This window comes from Ruegeria sp. J8, from assembly GCF_056531925.1.
Genome location: NZ_JBQFMR010000004.1, coordinates 402016 through 421479 on the forward strand (window position 1 = coordinate 402016; position 19464 = coordinate 421479).

Genomic DNA, 19464 nt, shown 5'->3' on the forward strand with positions numbered 1-19464 from the left:
CTAGGATATTCGCACAAGAGTGCAGCCTTATCACTTCTGGACTTGGTGAGCAGGTCCAGACGCTGGATGGTGAAGGCCCACAATGCGAGATCATGTTTGGCTGCGTTAGCGGCTGGCACCTGTCGCGAAGCGGTACGACGTTTTCCTCACAGCAACTGCCCTCGACGCTTTGATCGTCTGTTGACTGTGAGCCCTGAGCCTAGCGTCGTTCCTGCCCGGTCCCAAGCACCTTGACCTCCAGCCAGTGGAAGGCAACTGCGATCAAGCCAGCGACCAGAATGTAGAATACCGCCAGCAACAGCAGTGGTTCATAGATGATGAATGTGTCCGAACGCACCCGCGATGAAACTGCATAAATGTCGACAACAGTGATGGTCGCCACCAGAGGTGTCGCCTTCATCTGCAAGATGGTTTCGCCGCCCAAAGTCGGCAACACATTGCGGATTGCCTGTGGCAACCAGATGCGGCGGAACATCGTCAGTCTGGGCATGCCGAACGACTTGGCGGCCTCTAGCTGCCCCTTGGCAACACCTTTGAAGGCCCCGCGCATAACCTCGCCCTCGTAGCCTGCATAGGACAGGGTCAACGCCAAAACCGCATAGGGCCAGGCCTGCCGCAGATACGGCCAGAGTTCAGACGAGCGTATCCACGGGAACTGAGGGAACAGTGACCCGAGACCGTAGTACAAAAGCCAAAGTTGAAGCAGCAAGGGCGTGCCGCGAATGATGGTGCAAAACGCTTTGGCCGGGGCAGCAAGATACCAAGGTCCAACAGCCTGCGCCAACCCAAGAGGAACCGCAAGACAGAACCCAAGTACGACCGTGACGACCAGCAGCCAAATTGTCGTCCAAATACCTTGCAAGGCCAGCGGAGCGTATTTCGGCAGCCAGTCCCATTGCAGCGAGACGGCACACCAGATGACGATCCCTGCGAAAATCAGCATCATTGCGACGCGATGCGGTTGCATCAGAGATCTAAGACTGATCATTTACTACCCCCTGTCAGAGAGGGCTGGCCACGGCGGGCCCATTTTTCAATCCGGCCGAAAATGACGCCCGAGCACAGGGTGACCATGAGGTACAGAAACCCGGCAGACAAGAAGAAGGTAAAATAGGCGCGGGTGCTGCTGGCGGCTTGTCGGGTTTCAAGGGTCAGTTCGTTGAAGCCAACGACTGCAAGCAGCGCGGTGTCCTTGGTGGCGATCAGCCATAGATTGGCCAGACCGGGCACGGCAAAGCTCATCATCGCTGGTATCGTTACGCGGCGCATGGTCATGAAGGCTGGCATGCCATAGGACTTGGCAGCTTCGATCTGGCCGGGCGGTACAGCCTGTATGGCCCCGCGCAGAATTTCGGTGGCATAAGCCCCCTGAACAACGCCCAGCACCCAGATGCCAGCGGCCACTCCGTTGATCTCGACCCGTCCGCCTCCTATGGCTGCGGATATCTTGTTAATAATATCCGACCCTACATAATACAGGATCAGGATCAGGACCAATTCCGGCACAGCCCGGATAACGGTCGTGTAGATGGCGAGAAGATCGCGTGTGACCTTCCCGCCGTATAGTTTGCCATAAGCTCCGAACAGTCCGATCACTAGGCCGAGCGCATAAGCACCAAAGGCGATTTGCAATGAATTGGACAAACCGCGCAGCAGATTGCCACCCCATCCTGGAGGCGAGAGCGACAGCAGCTCTGCGCTCTGCGCCAAACCTAGCGATTCCAGTAGTCCGGTCACGTTAATGGCTTAGTAGATGCTGGCGGAGAAGTAGTTCGAGGTGATCTTTTCATGTGTTCCATCCGCCAGGATGGCAGCGATACCCCTGTTCAACGCCTCTCTCAGATCATCTTGCCCTTTGCGGACACCGGCCCCTACGCCGCGCCCCAGAATGGCAGGATCATCTTTAACGGCCCCTTTGATTTCACAGCAGGCACCAGCGTCCGAATTCACAAAGTCCGCCATTGCGATGCTGTCGGCCTGTGTGGCGTCGATCCGGCCCGCAAACAGGTCCTGATTGGCTTCGTCCTGAGTTTGATAGACGCGCAGTTCCGCATCTTTGAAGTATTCTTGTGCATAGGCCTGGTGGATGGTCGAAGCCTGCACGCCAACAACTTTGCCCGCTAAGGATTCCGGAGTTGCATCGATATCGATCGACTTATCTGCGACGATGACCGCAGGAGTGTTGTAGTAGGGATCGCTGAAATCAATGGTTTTCAGACGTTCCTCGGTGATCGACATCGAGGCCATGATGGCGTCGATCTGCTGACCCGTCAGCGACGGGATGATACCGTCCCACGCAACTGGAGTGATGACGCAATCAAGTTCGGCCGCCGCGCAAACAGCGTTGATCACGTCGATCTCCCAGCCGACCCAGGTGCCGGAACTGTCAAGCGACGCGAATGGCGGATAGGGTTCGGCTGCGATACCAATCTTGACCTCTTCGGCACTGGCGACGCCAGCTGAAAGAAGTGCAGCAGCAAGGCTGGATGCAAAAATTTTACTGATTTTCATTATGTTACTCCCTGTTGGCTTTGTTTTGTTGGACTATGCGACCGAACTTAGAAACTGCTTCAATCGTTCAGACTTGGGGTTACCGAAAACCTCAGCAGGTGGTCCCTGCTCTTCAATTCGGCCTTGATACAGATAGACGACGTGATTGGCGACTTCGCGCGCAAACTTCATCTCATGGGTCACCAGCAGCATCGTCCGCCCTTCGGACGCAAGATCGCGGATCACGGTCAGCACTTCACCGACCAGTTCAGGATCCAGCGCCGAGGTCGGCTCGTCAAACAACATGACCGAAGGATCTACGGCCAGCGCTCGCGCAATTGCCGCGCGCTGCTGCTGTCCGCCGGATAGATATTCAGGGTAAGTGTCGGCCCGGTCGCCGAGCCCCACGCGCTCTAGCAACTCATGCGCACGCGCGATGGCCTGAGCTTTGGGAACCTTGAGTACGTGCACCGGCACTTCGATCACGTTCTCCAGAAGCGTACGATGGGTCCACAAATTGAACTGCTGGAAAACCATCGCCAGCCGGGTGCGTATACGCTCGATCTGTCGACGATTGGATGGGCTGCCATCGTCGTGCATCTCGACCTGCTCGCCACCTATCGTGATCTTGCCCGAACTCGGAGTTTCCAGGAAGTTGATGCAGCGCAACATTGTCGACTTGCCAGAGCCCGACCCCCCGATGATTGCGACGACATCGCCTTTATGCGCCGTCAAGGACACGCCTTTCAAAACCTCTAGCGGGCCGAAGGACTTGTGTAGGTCTTCAACCTTAATCGCTTCGTCATTCTCTGTCGTATGATTTACGGGTGTAGCGGCTTTGGCTGCGTCCATATCCAGGCATCTTCTGATTTCAGCTTGCAGTAAGCCCCGAATCTCGTGATTATGCAAGTGTATAATAACTTCATGTCATGGATATGCCCGCGGTGCAGGACAATAGCCGAAAATTTACGCGTGAGTCCGCCGAGCATCGGCGCGAGGCATTGATTTTGGCAACTCTGGACCTGATCGCCGAGATGGGGGTGCGTGGCGCAACTGTGCGTGAGATCGCGGCGCGTGCAAACGTGACTCAAGGTTTGATCCGACACTATTTCACCTCGAAAGACGAATTGGTGCACGCGGCCTACGAGCATCATATGAATACGCTGACCGTCAAAACGGCCGCCTATACCGGGGAAGGGACGGCGGTGTCTCGGTTGTCGAACTTTGTCGATGCGTCTTTGCGGCCACCAATTGTCGATCCCAAGGTCGTCGCCCTTTGGGCCGGATTTCTGAACAAGGTCCAGACGGACCCCAAAATGCAACATGTCCACCAGCGCACTTATGACTACTTCCGAGACCATCTCGAAGCGCTCATCGTCGCTGCGCTCAAGGAAACCCGGCGCGATGTGGAACCCTTCGAGGCGAAACAGTTGGCGATCGCGTGCAACGCGGTGATCGACGGCCTCTGGCTGGAAGGCGGTGCGCTTCCGGATGCGTTTGCCGAAGGCCAGTTGCCCCAGATCGGCCTAGACTCGGTCGGCGCAATTCTAGGTATCACGTTGAACAAAGAGGCAGCAGAGTCATGAGAACCTCAGCAGTAACAGCTCGGTTGGCGGGTTTGGGTGGCGCCAAATGGAGCGTACACCTGAAAGCCCGCGAACTTGTCAAAGCAGGTGCTGATATCGTCGAGATGACGATAGGTGAGCCGGATGTTCCTGTGCCCGCCTCTCTGATCGAGACTACGGTACATTCGCTGCATGCAGCGCGGACGGGATATTCTAATGGTCGTGGAGAAGAGGGCCTGTTGGATGCGTTGGCCGAGCGATACTCGCTCCGCCGGGGACGCAGTTTTAAATCTGAAAACATCCTCTGTTTTCCCGGCACGCAAACCGCCCTTTTCGCGGTTATGGCCGGGGTTGCTGAGGCTGGCGACGAGGTTCTGGTCGGCGATCCGATGTATGCCACCTACGAAGGTGTCGTGCGCGCGTCAGGAGCAGACATGGTGCCCGTTCCCTTGCGACCCGAGCATGGATTTCGCCTTCAGGCTGAAGACATCGCCAAACGGATCACGCCGCGCAGCCGTGCGATCTTGCTGACGACGCCGCACAACCCAACCGGTGCGATCCTGACTGCGCAAGAAATTGCGGAGATCGGGCAATTGGCAATCGCGCATGATTTGTGGATCATAACGGACGAGGTTTACGAAGACCTGGTCTTTGAAGGGTCACAATTTGTCTCGCCCCTTGCGTATACGGAATTTGCGGACCGCGTCATCGGAGTTTCATCCATTTCGAAGTCACACGCTGCGCCCGGCTTCCGCAGTGGCTGGTGTGTCGGTCCATCCGACTTCTGCGAGGCACTGCTGCCTTATTCTGAAACCTTGCTGTTCGGAAATCAGCCCTTCATCGCGGATATGACCGAGAAGGCGATCCGTGACGGGTCAGAGGTTGCCTCTGGCATGGCCAAACGGTTCGCGCGCCGGGCCAGTTTGCTGGCGGATCGCTTGGGGGCCGACACTGAACTTGTTGTGCACCGTCCCGAGGCTGGGATGTTCGCGCTCATTGATGTTGCGAACACCGGTCTTGATGGTGAGGCCTACGCATGGCGCTTGTTGCAAGCCGGAGTTGCTGTCATGCCGGGCTCGGCCTTCGGCGACAGCCTGAAGAACTGGGTGCGTGTGGCATTGACGATCAGTGACGATGATTTCACCACCGCCATCACCCGAATTGTTGATCATGCCAACAACATACCGCGTGAGGTCGCATGAGCGCTCTGACAGTTGGGGAAGCTTTGGTCGCAGAGCTTCGGCGCCGAGAGGTGGCCTGTGTGTTCGGTATTCCGGGTGTCCATACCATCGAGCTGTACCGCGGTCTTGCGGCATCTGGCATTCGACATGTTACCCCTCGGCACGAACAGGGCGCAGGGTTTATGGCGGATGGCTATGCACGTGTATCGGGTAAGCCGGGCGTAGCTTTTGTGATAACTGGGCCGGGTTTGACGAATACGCTGACCCCTATGGCCCAGGCACGGTCGGATTCAGTGCCCTTGTTGGTGGTGTCCGGTGTTAACCCGACGGCATCGCTTGGAAAGGGCATGGGGCATTTGCACGAGCTGCCCGATCAACTGAAACTTGCGCAAACAGTCGCGTTGCTTTCTGAACAGGTTTCTGACGCCGATCAGCTGGACCCGGTCGTAGACCGCGCCTTTCAGCGCTTGACCACCGAGCGGCCCGGGCCTGTGCATATCGAGGTTCCCTTGGATGTGGCTGCCCATCCCTATGTCGCGGCGCCCATTGCCCTTTCCCACACCGAGTGTCAAGCAGGTACTGATCTGATCAGTGAGGCTGCAAGCCGACTGGCCGAGGCTGGGCGCGTCGTAATTGTCGCCGGTGGTGGTGCAAAGCGCGCAGAGGGTGCTTTGCAAGCGTTGGCCGAAGCGCTTGACGCGCCGGTTGTGCAAACCGTCAACGCCCGAGGCCTCATGCATGATCATCCACTGACTGTGCCTGCCAGCCCCAGCTTGCCGGCCGTGCGCTACTTGATTGAAGACGCAGATTGCGTGCTGGCATTGGGAACCGAACTTGGCCCCACCGATTTCGACATGTATGCAACCGGCCAGATGGCAGAGATGCACGGTCTGATCCGGGTGGACCGATGCCGTGATCAACTGGCCCGCCATACAGCCAAGGTTGCGATTCACGGAGATGTCGAACTGGTCGCACCTGTGCTGGCCGCGTCATTGCCAAAAACGGCAAAAAAGGGCGAAGGTGAAATGCGGGCCAAGCTTGCACGCACCGCTGCGTTGGACGAAATTGGCCCGGACTATCGCGAAATAGTTGATATTCTCAATGCGATCCGCGATGCGGTGCCCAATGCGCTTGTGATCGGGGACTCAACCCAACCGATTTATGCGGGTAACCTGTACTATGACCACGACCGTGCGGGTGGCTGGTTCAATGCTGCAACCGGATATGGTGCGCTTGGCTACGGAATTCCTGCGGCGGTCGGAGCTGCAATCGCCGCCCCTTCCACCCCTGTGGTGTGTATTGTCGGGGATGGTGGCGCCCAGTTTTCCCTTCCTGAAATCATGGCCGCCGTCGACGAAAACCTGCCTGTCATCTTCGTGATTTGGAACAATAGCGGGTACGGAGAAATTGCAACGTCGATGAGGGACGTCGGTGTAACAGTGATCGGTTGTAATCCTACGCCTCCCGATTTTGCGGCAACCGCAAAGTCTTTTGGCATTCCGTATTTTGAAGCTCGTGCGGAACCACAGGTGGTCGCGCGAAAGTTACGCGACGCTGTCGCCGTGAAAGGACCGTCCATGATCGAAATCACTGCCGCAAAACTTGCACCCACGAAAGACTGACCCATGACAGACCCCACTTTCGAGTTTTCACGCGCCATCACCCGTCGCCCTGCATCCACAATCGCAAACGGGCTGCGCGCTGAGGATGTCGGCGATCCAGATCTTGATGGGATGTTGGCAGCGCATCAGGCATATGTAGCCACCCTAAAGAGCACGGGTGCAGAGGTGATCGAGCTTGGTCCGCTCGATACCTTTCCAGACGCACAATTTGTAGAAGACACTGCTCTTTGCCTCCCTCAAGGCGTGGTTCTGATGCGGCCTGGTGCGCCATCGCGCATGGGCGAAGTCGCCGAAATGGCTCCGACCCTTCATGACTGCTACGATACGGTACGTGCGATCGAAGGCCCTGGTCATATCGAAGGCGGTGATATTATTGTAACCGGTCGGGAAATTCTGGTGGGCCGATCAGATCGTACCGACGCGGAAGGTGTCGCTGAACTGGCAAGGATAACTTCTGATTGGGGACACAAGCTGCGGGAAGTCTTCACGCCCAAAGGTGTGCTGCACTTCAAAACAGATTGTTCGCTGATGGATGCCGAGACCATCCTGTCCACCCACCGACTGGACGCATCAGGCTGTTTTGACGGCTACCGTGTGTTACATGTCGCCGAAGGAGAAGAAGCCGCTGCCAATGCCATCCGTTTCAACAATCTGGTGCTGATGGCCGCGGGCTTCCCTCGAACGGCCGATATGCTGGACCGCGCAGGCTATGAAGTTGTCGAGATAGACAATACCGATTGTGCCAAGTTGGACGGTGGTATGTCATGCCTGTCTCTAAGGCTTCCCTAGAGGTATCGCCAAGTAGTTCTGTCGCAAACTCTGGCCTATATGTATTGGGCATGCGTCTAAAGTAACGTCTGTCGACCCAGAAGATGCGTTGCGAATTTGTGTCTAAGCCGACCGGCCATTTCCCTGCGGCATCTTCCGGCGGGGGGTAAACCGGCAAGCCATCTGAATCGGGCCCGGCGGTGTTCCGCCCTAGGTTCGGTGAGAGGATGCCGCCGTTGCGCCGGACCTTCTCCAAAACGTGCCAAGAAAAGAAGCTTTGGTAGAAAGGTTGCGATCGTGGGCAAGAATCATATGACGACGACTGCAAAGATCTGGATCAGAATGAAGGGCATGACTTGGATTAATAGTGCGCCGATTACCAAAGTTCGAGCCATTGCCAAGCCAGGTTATCAGCTCGTGGCCCGCGCCAACTGACGGAACAGTTTGCCCGAGTTGAAGTCACACAACGGGCATCCGAATTGAGCAGATCCACATTGGATTTGTTGAAGCGTTAGTCGGGCGTTGCGCCGATTGAAATGATCTGCGTGCACAATGTGGTGGCCGCAGCAAGTGACCGAGCCGTGATCTGGGCCATGGTCGGCAGGATCATCCATTCCAATGCCCACGCGCTGCCGGATCGTTCCTGTTCATGCACCATAGCATGGTGCATCCCGGACACCTGTACGGCGTTGAACCGCGCCAGTGTTACCAGCAGCTCAGCCAGAATGGGGTTCTGTTTATGTGGCATGGCCGAGGATGTTCCTCCACCGGACAGCCTGATCTCGTCCACACCTTGTTGGGCCATCAGGCAGATATCCTGCCCCATTTTTCCCAGTGACCCCGAGATGTGCGACAGCAGATCGGCATATTCCACCACCCTGTCGCGGGTGGTATGCCAGCTTTGATCCGTCACATACAGCCCAAGTGCATCGGCGATATGCTTCGCCAAATCGTGCAGCGAGGGCCCGATCGTCTGACCATCGCCAACAGGTCCGGCCAGTTGCACGCATTCCACGCGCGGGCGCAGGTCGGATAGGGTTTGGTGATAGCTGCGCAGCGGATCGCGCCAGGTTTCGATCCGGTGGCCGACCGAGACAGGCAGGGCAACCTGCATCCGCGTGCGTCCCATAATTTGGCGTCCACCAAATTTTTCACTGAGATCGCCCAGCACGTCCGACAACTGTGACAGGCGCGCTTGCAACAGGTTCGTGGTCTCACGCAAGGTCAACGCCAAGGCCGTGTCCATCACGTCTTGCGAGGTCGTTCCAGTGTGAATGGCTGGTGCCAGTGGTCCTGCATCCGATCTAAGGGCCTGAACCAGTGCTGGTACAGGCAGCCCGTCCGCGATGGTCCCCGCGCGCAAAGTATCCATACCGGGCGCGGTTTGTTCAATCCATGCGGCAGCAGCGTCCGCTTGGTCGGTGGGGATTTTACCGATTGCACCCAAGCCGCGCGAATAGGCAGCCTCGAAGGCCAGCATATGGGTGAGCGACCGTTCTGCAGACCAGATGCCCTGCGCCTCGGCGTCGTCGAACAGGCCGGAAAACCAGGGGTGCGAGAACAGATCGGTCATCGTCGTTGTCCTTATCTTGGGTCGTCCGGACTGGCGTTAGGCCGCAGCCGAGCGCAGACCCAGAATAGCGCGCGCCTGGTCTACACTCGCAACCGGGCGTTCATGGGCATGGCACAGATCGACGGCCCGCTGCACCAGCGCTGCATTGGACGGGGCCAGCGTGTCGCGATCCAGACGCATGTTGTCCTCTAGCCCCGTGCGCACATGTCCGCCCGCCGCGATGGACCATTCGTTCAGCTTGATCTGCCCAGCCCCGATCCCGGCGGCGCACCACGGGACGTCTCCGAACAGGCGGTGCACGGTTTTGACGTAGAAGTCGAATACATCTCGATCCACGGGCATGGCATTGCGGACGCCCATGACGAATTGAATATAGGGTGTATCGGGCAATTGTCCCTCGCGGTGCATCCGGGCCGCTTGCAGGATATGCGACAGGTCAAAGGCTTCGATCTCGGGTTTGACGCCGTATTTTACCATCTCGCTGGCCAGCCAGTTCACCAGATCGGGCGGGTTTTCATAAACGCGCGTCGGAAAATTGTTTGACCCCACCGAAAGCGAGGCCATGTCCGGGGACAGCGGCAGCATACCCCCGCGCGCCTTGCCCGCACCCGAACGACCTCCGGTGGAAAGCTGCACTATCATGCCGGGGCAGTGCGTTTCGATCCCGTCCTTCAGCGCCGCAAACAGGTCGGGGTCCGAGGTGGGTTTGCCCTCGGCGTCGCGCACATGGCAATGAGCGATGGAGGCTCCGGCCTCGAACGCTTCGTGCGTGCTTTCGATCTGTTCCGGCACGCTGATGGGAACGGCCGGGTTGTCGGCCTTGGTAGGCACCGATCCGGTGATGGCCACACAGATGATGCAGGGGGTTTGAGCGACAGGGTCAGACATCGAAAAACACCGTTTCTGAGGGGCCTTGTAAGTGGATATCGAACCGGTAGCCGCCTTCCACCTGTTCCGCTATCAGAGTTTGCTTGCGTACGGGCTGCTCAATCAGGTTCAGCACTGGGTCCGACGCATTTGCCGCCATTTCATCGGGGAAATAGAGCCGGGTGTTGAGGCCCACGTTGATCCCACGTGCAACGAGCCACAGGTTAATATGCGGGGCCATCACCGCGCCGGTTTGGTCTGTCACGGCGCCCGGTTTGATTGTGTCGAACGCCCATTCGCCCGTGTCGAAATCCGGTATCACACGGCCCCAGCCACGAAAGCCCGGATCAACAGAGCCCTGACTGGGATAAACGCCATTTGCATCCGCCTGCCATGTTTCGATCAGTACATCCTTGACGGGCGCGCCGGTTCCGTCACGCACCACACCGCGCACGGTAATTTTCGTCGCCGCCGCGTCCTGCCCCGCGATGTCACGGCCCAACTCGTGCCGGTAGATGTCGAACCCGGCATCTCCGGGGGCCAGCCCGATATGCACATAGGGCCCTGCGGTCTGCGAGGGTGTTTCCTTGAGATAGTCCAGCTTTTGCACCATGGTCAGTTCCCCTCGGGCCGGTTTTCGAAATAGGTCGACCGCTGCCCGCGCAGCACGATGTCGAATTTATAGGCAAGACAGTCGAAGGGGACGGAGGCGTTGATATCCAGCGCGGCCACCAGTTGGTCAATCGCGCGCGGGTCGGGGATCGTGTTGATGATCGGGCATTTGGCGATCAGCGGGTCGCCTTCAAAGTAAAGCTGCGTGATCAGGCGTTGCGCAAAGCTGGTCCCGAAGACCGACACGTGAATATGCGCAGGTCGCCAACTGCTGACCCAGTTGCGCCAAGGGTAAGCACCGGGTTTGACGGTGCGAAACTGGTAATAACCCTGATCATCGGTCAGCGTTCGCCCGCAGCCGCCGAAATTCGGGTCGATGGCGGCCAGATAGGTATCTTTCTTGTGACGATACCGCCCTCCGGCATTGGCTTGCCATATCTCGACCAGAGTATTGGGCACCGGGCGGGCGTTTTCATCCAGCACCCGTCCGTGCAGCAGGATACGCTCGCCCACCGGATCGCCGGTTGTTGCGAAATTGCGCAGCAGGTCATTGTCCAGCGGGTCGATGTCACCATGGCCAAAGGTCGGGCCGGACAGCTCGCTTGAGGTCCCTTCCAGTGACAAGAGCGGCTGTTTCGGAGACCGTGTCACGCTGGTTTTATAGTTGGGGTCCAAGGCTTGTGGATGCCAGGCCCGGTCGCGTGGGAAAAGCTGGGTCATTCCGCCATGTCCTCCATCTCGGAAAAGGTTTGTTTGGCAAGCGCAATGGCCCGATTGGCGCAAGGAACGCCTGCATAGACGGCAGCGTGCAGGAAAGCCTGAAGGATATCGTCCTTCGAGGCCCCGGTATTGGCGCAGGCGCGCACATGCATGGGGATCTCGTCAAAGTTCCGCGTCGCGGCCAGCAGCGCCAGCGTGATCATGGAGCGTTCGCGCGGGGTGATCGTGTCATCCGCCCACAGCGTGCCCCACGCGGTTTCGGTGATCATGTCCTGAAACGGCGCGTCAAAGGCGGTTTTCCGGGCCTCGGCGCGATCCACATGGGCGTCGCCCAGAACCTTGCGGCGCACGGACATGCCGGTTGCATGGCGATCCATCACGTTCCCCTTTTCGTCGGTCATCTTCAATAGGGCAACCCTACATAGTTCTCGGCCATCGCCTTTTGCGCGGCTTCGTTGCTGCGCAGAAAGTCAATCTCGGCCCGTTGCATCTTGAGGTCAAATTCGGATTGGTCGGGAAAGCGGTGCAGAAGTGATGAAAACCACCAACTGAACCGCTCGGCCTTCCAAACCCGCGCCAGAGCGTTTTGTGAATAAGCGTCGATCCCGGCTTCAGACCCGTCGCGGAAATAGTCCTTCAAACCTTGAAAAAGGTAGTGCACGTCCGAGGCTGCCGTATTCAGCCCCTTGGCCCCGGTCGGGGGCACGATGTGCGCCGCATCCCCGCACAGAAACAGCCGCCCCCAGCGCATCGGCTCGGTCACGAAGGAACGCAGTGGCGCGATGGATTTTTCGATCGACGGGCCGGTTACAAGGCGATCGGCATATTCCTGTGGAATGCGGCGTTTCAGCTCGGCCCAAAAGGCGGCATCGGTCCAGTCTTCCGGGTGATCGGACAGAGAACACTGGATGTAATAGCGACTCAGCGCCTCGTTGCGCATCGAGCACAGCGCAAAGCCGCGATAGGACGAGGCATAGATCAGTTCGTGATGCACAGGCGGGGTTTCGGACAGAATGCCCAGCCAGCCAAAAGGATAGATCTTTTCGTATTCGCGCCGAACCGACAGCGGGATGGTTTGGCGGCTGACCCCGTGAAATCCGTCGCAGCCCGCGACGAATTCCGCGTCAATACGCTGATCTTGCCCATCGGCGGTGAAGGTCGCATAGGGGGCGTCGGTTTCGGCGTCATGAATGGTGACGTTTTCGGTGTTGAAGATCAGCGCGCCACCTGCGGCTTCGCGCGCGTCATAGAGGTCGCGGGTCACTTCGGTCTGGCCGTAAACCAGAACCGGGGTGCCGGTATGGTGCTGGAAGTCGACTCGGAAGCAATCCTCTTCGACCGCGATCAATGTGCCGCTATGTTCAATTGCCTCAGCGTGCAGGCGCGCGCTGACGCCTGCCTGATCCATCAGGTCGACAAAGCCCTGTTCCAGCACACCGGCGCGGATGCGTCCCAGCACATAGTCCTTTGTTCGACGTTCCAGAACGATGCTGTCGATTCCCTGCGTTGCGAGAAGCTGTGACAACAGCAAACCTGACGGCCCGCCGCCGATCACAAGAACTTGTGTCCGCATCTGATCCTCCTGTCCCCGCTGCGCAGGATTGCATTGCAGACAGGGTTTCGCAACGCATGGATGCCAGCATACCGTTGCGATTAAAGCATAAGGGGGCCATACATGACCCTATGCGATGGCCGGATACGGGCCGTGCAGGTTCAAAGGCTTTGACCTTGCGACAAAAACAGCGACAAAAAAGTTGCGATATTATGCATGTTATGCATTAAACTGCATCATGGCGCATCGCGCAGAGGAGGAGGAACCAATGAAGATCAAACGCACGCTCATCGGGGCGTTGGGGGCTTTGGCCCTTGGCATGGGAACGGCGGCAAACGCGGCCGAGTATGAATTCAACCTGCAAAGCTTCTTGCCTGCGCAGGCGACGATTCCATCGAAAATCATCGACGTCTGGGCCGACAAGATCGAAGAGGATTCGGGCGGACGCATCGAAATCACCCGCTATCCCTCGATGCAACTGGGCGGCAAGCCGCCGGAACTTCTGGATCAGGTGATCGACGGCGTGATTGACATGACCTGGAACGTCATCGGTTATACGCCGGGCCGCTTCCCGTCGACCGAAGTGTTCGAATTGCCCTTCCTGGTGAATGACGCCAAGCCCGCTTCGGCCGCGTTCTGGACCTTGCTGGAAGAAGACATCGCTGCGCGTGAGTTCTCGGACGTGAAGGTTCTGGGTGGCTGGGTCCACGGCCCCGGCATGATCCACGCTAACAAGGAGGTTCTGACGCCAGACGATTTCAACGGCATGAAAATCCGTGGCGCCTCGCGTCAGGTCAATGCCTTGCTCAGCACATTGGGCGCGACCCCGGTAGGTATGCCTGTGCCCGCGGTGCCCGAGGCGCTGTCCAAGGGTGTGATCGACGGCACGACCATTCCGTGGGAAGTGACCAAGGCGCTGAAAGTGCCGGAACTGGTGGAGAATCACACCGAATTCACCGGGCCGATGATGTATACCGTTACCTTCGTTCTTGCCATGAACAAGGACAAGTACGCCGCACTGCCGGATGATCTGAAGGCCGTCATCGACGACAACTCGGGTTTGGAATTTTCCATGTTCGCAGGCGAAGTCCAGCAGGCCTATGATGAGCCCGCACGTGAAATCGCGCTGGATCGCGGGAATAACGTGGTGACTCTGGACGCTGAACAATCCGCCGCCTGGGCCGAGGCCGCACAGCCTGTCTATGACACCTGGCTGTCCGAGATGAACGAAAAGGGCATTGACGGTCAGGCCCTGATCGATCGGGCCAAAGCGTTGATGAACGAGTACGGCAGCTAAGCCGGACCTTCCGCGCGGCGTATTCCGAACGCCGTGCGGCAATTATTCCAAAATCTGCATCGGCACCGTTGGTGGAGGGGACATGCACCAAACGATAGAAAAGCTGGCGCGCGGCATGGCATTGCTGGGCGGGGCGGTTCTGACGGCTTTGATCTTGTTGATCTGTATCTCGGTTCTGGGCCGGTCCCTCAATACATTGCTGCATGGGTGGCTCGGGCAGGTTGCGCCGGGCTTTTCCGAATGGGCGCTAGGGTTGGGCGTCGGGCCCATCAATGGCGATTTTGAGATTGTCGAGGCGGGCGTGGCCTTTGCAATCTTTGCTTTTCTGCCGCTCTGCCAGTTGAATTCGGGTCATGCGGTCGTGGATATTTTTACCTCGAAACTATCGCCTCGGGTTGACCGTATCTTGCGGATGTTGGCCGAGGTGGTCTTTGCCGCCGTTTTGGTACTGATAGCGGTGCAGTTGTTTGGGGGCATGATGGCGAAGCTACGGTTTGGCGAGAATACGTTTATCCTGCAATTCCCCGTCTGGTGGGGTTACGCCGCCAGCTTTTGCGCAGCCGTAGTGGCGGCGGTCGTTGGTCTTTATATGGCGGGCATCCGCATCCGCGAATGCGCGACAGGAAAGGAACTCCTGCCGTGAGCGATCTCGCCATCGGGTTGCTGTCCTTTCCGGCTCTGCTTTTGTTGATTTTTGCCCGGGTGCCGATTGGGTTGGCAATGTTCGTCACCGGTCTGGTCGGCATCGTGACCGTCACCGGAAACCTGAACATTCCGCTGGGTCGTTTGAAATCCGAGACCTACACGACCTTCTCAAGCTATTCGCTGTCGATTGTGCCGATGTTCCTGCTGATGGGGTATTTTGCGACACTGGGCGGGATGTCTACGGCCTTGTTTAAGGCTGCCGAGGGCTTTCTGGGTCACCGCAGGGGCGGTGTGGCCATGGCCGCGATCGGAGCTTGCGCGGGGTTCGGGGCGATCTGCGGATCGTCGCTGGCCACGGCGGCCACGATGGGGCGCGTGGCGCTGCCTGAGTTACGTCGGTATGGCTATGCCGGTGGCTTTTCTACCGCAACGCTGGCCGCAGGGGGGACGTTGGGCATTCTAATCCCGCCTTCGGTCGTGTTGGTGATCTACGCGATCCTGACCGAACAGAATATTGCCAAGCTGTTTCTGGCCGCATTTATCCCCGGCGTTCTGGCGGCTTTGGGTTATGTGATTGCCGTCTCGGTCTATGTGCGCCTTTACCCAGACAGCGCCGGAACCCGTCCCGCCGTGCCCTACCGCGAACGGTTTCGGTTGCTGCTGGACGTCTGGCCCGTGCTGGTTGTCTTTGGCGGCGTCGTCGGCGGCATCTATGCGGGGTGGTTCACGCCCACGGAAGGCGCTGCTGTAGGGGCGGCTGGAACTGGCTTGATCGCGGTTGCTAATGGGGGGCTGACATGGTCGACGCTGAAAGACAGTTTCACCACCACAGCCAAATCCACCGCGATGATCTTTTTCATCATTCTGGGCGCGGGGTTTTATAACGGGTTTCTGGCGCTGACGAATGTGCCGCAGGAACTGGCGAATTTCGTGTTGAGTCAGGGCTTCAGCCCCTGGGCAATTCTGGCGCTGATCCTGGTGTTTTATCTGATCCTGGGCTGCGTAATGGATAGCCTCAGCATGATCCTGTTGACGATTCCCATCTTTTACCCGGTCATATCTGTGCTGGATTTCGGTTTGGTTGACCTGATCGCGATGCAACATGATGCAGCCCGCGCTGCTCTGGCCGGAGCCACCGACATTGCTCCAGACATCCGGGCCGAGATCGAATCTCTGATTGCCTCGGGGGCCGAGATCAGTCGCGATTTGCAGAAAGAGATCGGTATCCGCGTCACACAAGGCATGGCGGACCGCATCGCCGAAGAGCGCACAGCCATCTGGTTCGGTATCCTCGTGCTGATCGTAGTAGAGGTCGGGTTGATAACGCCTCCGGTTGGGATGAATCTGTTTGTGATCAACACGATGGACCGTGAAACCCGCATGACCGAGACCTACAAGGCCGTGCTGTTCTTTGTCGGATCCGACATCCTGCGGGTCGTCCTTTTGGTGCTGTTCCCGGCGATCACCCTATTCCTGATCCCATTTGGCTGATCAGCGCTGATTTGTGCAAGAAAATGCACAAACGCAAAAAACACTGTTGCAAACATATCCGAGAAATGTGCATTATAACGCATATTTCAGGCGTCGGGGCGGAATTTTCCAAAAACCTCGATTCGAATGATCCCCGAACGAGGCGACCCAATGGGGGAGATGGGTCGCGCAGCAGGGTGATTGTTTTTCCGGCAAGCAGCCGCTGGCCTGTCGAGGGGAGGAGGAACCCGTGTCAGAAAACCAGAATGCATCCCTTTGGTTTGTGGATCGTCACCTGCGTGAAGGGCGCGGCGACAAAGTGGCCTTTCACGAGGCAGACGGACAGCAACGCACCTTGACTTATCGCGCCTTGGCCGAGGAAAGCGCACGGTTTGCCGGCGCGCTGGCGCGCCATGACGTGCGCCGGGAAGAGCGTGTTGCGATGGTCGTGCTGGACCAGATCGAATTTCCGATCCTGTTCTGGGGCGCGATAAAGTCCGGGGCCATTCCCGTGCCGATCAACACATTGCTATCCGCGCCGGTTTACGCCGCGACCCTGAACGATAGCCGCGCGACGGTTCTGATCGTATCGGCCGAGATGTGGGCCACGGTCGCACCTGCGATCCAAGGCAATACAAATCTGCGGCAGGTTATCGTTATAGGCGACGCGCCCGATGGCACCACCAGCCTTGAGGCGTTCATGGATGGGGCCACGCCAGTGGAAACCGTCACCTCGGACAGTGATGAGGCCGCGTTCTGGCTCTATTCCTCGGGCTCGACGGGTCTGCCGAAAGGTGTGCGCCATGTGCAGTCCAGCCTTCGGGCTACGGCTGATACATTCGGGGCGCAGGTGCTGGGTATCCGGGAAGAGGACGTGGTGTTCTCGGTCGCCAAGCTGTTCTTTGCCTATGGGTTGGGCAACGGGCTGACCTTTCCGCTGTCGGTTGGGGCAACGACGATCCTGCTGGGTGGCCGCCCAACGCCGGATGTGGCGTTTCAGATCATCGCCGCGCACAAGCCGACGCTGTTTTGCGGCGTGCCCACCTTCTTTGCCGCGATGAATGCGCGGTTCGAGGCGGGCGATCTACAAAGCGAACCAAATCTGCGCCTGTGTACATCGGCTGGCGAGGCGCTGCCGCGTGAGGTGGGCGAAGCATGGGAGAAGAATATGGGCGCGCAGATCGTAGATGGCGTGGGCTCTACCGAGATGCTGCATATCTTCCTGTCAAACCGGCCCGGCGACATTGTCTATGGAACCTCTGGCACGGCAGTGCCGGGCTATGACGTGCGTCTGGTCGACGAAGCCGATCACGAGGTGGGCGATGGCGAAGTGGGCGAGCTGCTGGTGCGGGGTCCTTCCTCTGCCGAAAGCTATTGGAACCGGCGCGAGAAATCGCGCGCGACTTTCGAAGGGCATTGGACCCGGACCGGCGACAAGTATGAGCGCACAGCCGAGGGTCGCTATATCTATTGCGGGCGCACGGATGACATGTTCAAGGTGTCCGGCATATGGGTCAGCCCGTTCGAGATTGAACAGACGCTGATCGAACATCCCGCCATTCTGGAGGCCGCGATTGTGGCCCATGCCGACGAGCAAGGCTTGGACAAGCCCCGCGCCTTTGTCGTTCTGAAAGATGGTCAAAGCGCGGATGCGATCGGGGATCTGAAGGACTTTGTCAAAGACCGGATCGGCAAGTGGAAATATCCGCGCTGGGTCGAGGTGGTGGACGATCTGCCCAAAACCGCAACCGGCAAAATCCAACGTTTCAAACTGAGGGAAACCGCATGATCTGGCAGGATGGCGGCTCGGGCCGCATGGATGTGAACGGCAAGGAATTGGAATACGGCATCTGGGGCCCTGCGCCACAGGATGCGCCGACCATCGTGATGCTGCACGAAGGGCTGGGGTGTTTAGCGATGTGGCGGGATTTCCCGGCCGAGATTTCGGCGGCAACCGGTTTTGGTGTTCTGGCCTATTCCCGTGCTGGCTATGGCCAATCCGATCCAGCAGAATTGCCGCGCCCGCTGGACTACATGACCGTCGAAGCGCAGCAGGTTCTGGGTCCCTTTCTGGATCAGGCTGGCATTCAGCGGGCGGTTCTGCTGGGCCATTCCGACGGTGCGACGATTGCGGCGATCTATGCGGGTTCGGTCTCGGACCAGCGGGTGCGGGGGCTAATCCTGATGGCGCCGCATTTCTTTACCGAAGAGATGGGGTTGACTTCGATTGCCGCCGCGCGGGAAGCGTTTGATACCGGCGACCTAGCAGGGCGGCTGGCGTCTTATCACCGCGACCCGGCGGCGACATTTAATGGCTGGTGTGATGCGTGGCTGGACCCCGGTTTCCGCACCTGGAACGTGGCGGATGTTATCGACTACCTGCGCATTCCGACGCTTGCGATTCAGGGGCGTGAAGATCAGTATGGAACACTGGCTCAGATTGCCGAGGTTGAAACCCGCAGCTATGCCCCGGTCGAAACAGCGATACTGGACAATTGTCGACACGCCCCTCAGTTTGATCAACCCACAGCAACCCTGACAGCAATCGCAGAGTTCACCGCCCGGCTTGAGCGGTTGGAACACGCAATGCCTGAAATGGCATGACCAGCGACTGTTGGCCTCCGCACGCTTACGTACCGGGTCAGACAGCGCGTCACCCCGAAGGTCTGTTTGACCCGCTGAAAACCGGCCTGTCGGATGTTGCGCCGTCGGATCTGCAGAATACATCGGCCTGGACCAGCGGTTTGGCCTTTCTGAACGAAGGGTATTTTTGGGAGGCGCATGAGGTGCTCGAGGCCGTCTGGCTGGCCTGCCCACCAAATTCGCCAGAACGTCTGATGGTGCAGGCGGTTATTCAATACGCAAACGCCTGTCTGAAAGGCCGGATGGGGCAGCCTCGCGCGATGGCGCGTCTAATGACCTTATCCGACGATCTGGCTCGCGAGGCGATGGACCGGGCAGGAGGGGCTGTTCTGGGTTTGCATGGTGAAATGTGCAAGATAATGCACAAAATAGTAGAATTGGGGGATGAGAATGGCAAAAAATGTATCTAGAAGATGCGTTATTTTGCACTCAATTCTTTACTCGATACATGCAGCGCAC

General features: G+C 58.3%; 20 protein-coding genes. 10 read left to right on the top strand and 10 right to left on the bottom strand.

The genetic code is table 11. The annotated features are described in order from the left end of the window. Nucleotides 1-199: 199 nt before the first annotated feature. Genes ACR0L1_RS11535 through ACR0L1_RS11550 form a run of 4 tightly spaced genes read right to left on the bottom strand, consistent with a single transcriptional unit; the run spans nt 200 to nt 3342 of the window. Nucleotides 200-988, bottom strand: coding sequence for an ABC transporter permease (locus tag ACR0L1_RS11535; RefSeq protein ID WP_170789391.1), 789 nt, complete (start codon nt 986-988; stop codon nt 200-202). Continuing rightward, on the bottom strand, nt 985-1737 hold the full coding sequence (locus ACR0L1_RS11540) for an ABC transporter permease (RefSeq protein ID WP_170771707.1): 753 nt from the start codon (nt 1735-1737) through the stop codon (nt 985-987). Before ACR0L1_RS11540 ends, ACR0L1_RS11535 begins: the two co-directional genes overlap by 4 nt. Nucleotides 1738-1746: 9 nt before the next feature. Beyond that, entirely contained in the window at nt 1747-2511 is a 765-nt protein-coding gene (locus tag ACR0L1_RS11545) for a transporter substrate-binding domain-containing protein (protein WP_170771705.1), read from the bottom strand. 33 nt (nt 2512-2544) lie between these two features. Then, nucleotides 2545-3342 (bottom strand): ABC transporter ATP-binding protein, encoded by a 798-nt coding sequence (locus ACR0L1_RS11550; RefSeq protein ID WP_480858924.1) that lies wholly within the window; start codon nt 3340-3342, stop codon nt 2545-2547. Nucleotides 3343-3419: 77 nt separating this feature from the next. On the opposite strand from ACR0L1_RS11550, the gene ACR0L1_RS11555 reads away from it, so the two are divergent. Genes ACR0L1_RS11555 through ACR0L1_RS11570 form a run of 4 tightly spaced genes read left to right on the top strand, consistent with a single transcriptional unit; the run spans nt 3420 to nt 7647 of the window. Further along, nucleotides 3420-4076, top strand: coding sequence for a TetR/AcrR family transcriptional regulator (locus tag ACR0L1_RS11555; RefSeq protein ID WP_170789393.1), 657 nt, complete (start codon nt 3420-3422; stop codon nt 4074-4076). Beyond that, nucleotides 4073-5257, top strand: coding sequence for a pyridoxal phosphate-dependent aminotransferase (locus ACR0L1_RS11560; RefSeq protein ID WP_480858925.1), 1185 nt, complete (start codon nt 4073-4075; stop codon nt 5255-5257). The genes ACR0L1_RS11555 and ACR0L1_RS11560 overlap by 4 nt, the downstream gene beginning before the upstream one ends. Then, nucleotides 5254-6858 carry a 5-guanidino-2-oxopentanoate decarboxylase gene (locus tag ACR0L1_RS11565; protein WP_480858927.1) on the top strand — a complete coding sequence of 535 codons (1605 nt, stop codon included), beginning with the start codon at nt 5254-5256 and terminating at the stop codon, nt 6856-6858. The genes ACR0L1_RS11560 and ACR0L1_RS11565 overlap by 4 nt, the downstream gene beginning before the upstream one ends. Before the next feature lie 3 nt (nt 6859-6861). After that, nucleotides 6862-7647: an arginine deiminase family protein gene (locus ACR0L1_RS11570; RefSeq protein WP_170771697.1), complete on the top strand. Its 786-nt coding sequence runs from the start codon at nt 6862-6864 to the stop codon at nt 7645-7647. Nucleotides 7648-8137: 490 nt separating this feature from the next. Here the strand turns inward: ACR0L1_RS11570 and ACR0L1_RS11575 are convergent, their stop codons facing one another. From ACR0L1_RS11575 to pobA, 6 genes are read right to left on the bottom strand one after another with little or no spacing between them, the layout of a single operon-like run. Continuing rightward, nucleotides 8138-9199 (bottom strand): 3-carboxy-cis,cis-muconate cycloisomerase, encoded by a 1062-nt coding sequence (locus ACR0L1_RS11575; protein ID WP_480858929.1) that lies wholly within the window; start codon nt 9197-9199, stop codon nt 8138-8140. Nucleotides 9200-9235: 36 nt separating this feature from the next. Beyond that, nucleotides 9236-10087 carry a 3-oxoadipate:acetyl-CoA acetyltransferase gene (locus tag ACR0L1_RS11580; RefSeq protein WP_480858930.1) on the bottom strand — a complete coding sequence of 284 codons (852 nt, stop codon included), beginning with the start codon at nt 10085-10087 and terminating at the stop codon, nt 9236-9238. Continuing rightward, complete coding sequence (pcaG, locus tag ACR0L1_RS11585) at nt 10080-10679, bottom strand: protocatechuate 3,4-dioxygenase subunit alpha (protein ID WP_480858932.1); 600 nt, start codon at nt 10677-10679, stop codon at nt 10080-10082. Before pcaG ends, ACR0L1_RS11580 begins: the two co-directional genes overlap by 8 nt. Nucleotides 10680-10681: 2 nt before the next feature. Continuing rightward, nucleotides 10682-11398 (bottom strand): protocatechuate 3,4-dioxygenase subunit beta, encoded by a 717-nt coding sequence (gene pcaH / locus ACR0L1_RS11590; protein WP_480858934.1) that lies wholly within the window; start codon nt 11396-11398, stop codon nt 10682-10684. After that, nucleotides 11395-11775 (bottom strand): 4-carboxymuconolactone decarboxylase, encoded by a 381-nt coding sequence (gene pcaC / locus ACR0L1_RS11595; RefSeq protein ID WP_408015514.1) that lies wholly within the window; start codon nt 11773-11775, stop codon nt 11395-11397. Before pcaC ends, pcaH begins: the two co-directional genes overlap by 4 nt. A 26-nt stretch (nt 11776-11801) precedes the next feature. After that, nucleotides 11802-12971 (bottom strand): 4-hydroxybenzoate 3-monooxygenase, encoded by a 1170-nt coding sequence (pobA, locus tag ACR0L1_RS11600; RefSeq protein ID WP_170789400.1) that lies wholly within the window; start codon nt 12969-12971, stop codon nt 11802-11804. A gap of 247 nt (nt 12972-13218) precedes the next feature. On the opposite strand from pobA, the gene ACR0L1_RS11605 reads away from it, so the two are divergent. The 6 genes from ACR0L1_RS11605 to ACR0L1_RS11630 all read left to right on the top strand — a co-directional run bounded on the left by ACR0L1_RS11605 (nt 13219) and on the right by ACR0L1_RS11630 (nt 19415). Continuing rightward, nucleotides 13219-14247, top strand: coding sequence for a TRAP transporter substrate-binding protein (locus tag ACR0L1_RS11605; protein WP_170771683.1), 1029 nt, complete (start codon nt 13219-13221; stop codon nt 14245-14247). Between the two features lie 82 nt (nt 14248-14329). Beyond that, a complete protein-coding gene (locus ACR0L1_RS11610) occupies nt 14330-14890 on the top strand; it encodes a TRAP transporter small permease (RefSeq protein WP_170771681.1) in 561 nt (186 codons plus the stop codon). Next, the gene (locus ACR0L1_RS11615) at nt 14887-16383 is read left to right on the top strand and encodes a TRAP transporter large permease (RefSeq protein WP_480504011.1); all 1497 of its coding nucleotides are present in this window, start codon (nt 14887-14889) and stop codon (nt 16381-16383) included. Before ACR0L1_RS11610 ends, ACR0L1_RS11615 begins: the two co-directional genes overlap by 4 nt. A 229-nt stretch (nt 16384-16612) precedes the next feature. After that, nucleotides 16613-18151: a benzoate-CoA ligase family protein gene (locus tag ACR0L1_RS11620; RefSeq protein WP_480858937.1), complete on the top strand. Its 1539-nt coding sequence runs from the start codon at nt 16613-16615 to the stop codon at nt 18149-18151. Then, on the top strand, nt 18148-18966 hold the full coding sequence (locus ACR0L1_RS11625; protein WP_480858939.1) for an alpha/beta fold hydrolase: 819 nt from the start codon (nt 18148-18150) through the stop codon (nt 18964-18966). Before ACR0L1_RS11620 ends, ACR0L1_RS11625 begins: the two co-directional genes overlap by 4 nt. Beyond that, complete coding sequence (locus ACR0L1_RS11630; protein WP_480504015.1) at nt 18963-19415, top strand: DUF309 domain-containing protein; 453 nt, start codon at nt 18963-18965, stop codon at nt 19413-19415. The genes ACR0L1_RS11625 and ACR0L1_RS11630 overlap by 4 nt, the downstream gene beginning before the upstream one ends. Nucleotides 19416-19464 lie beyond the last annotated feature (49 nt).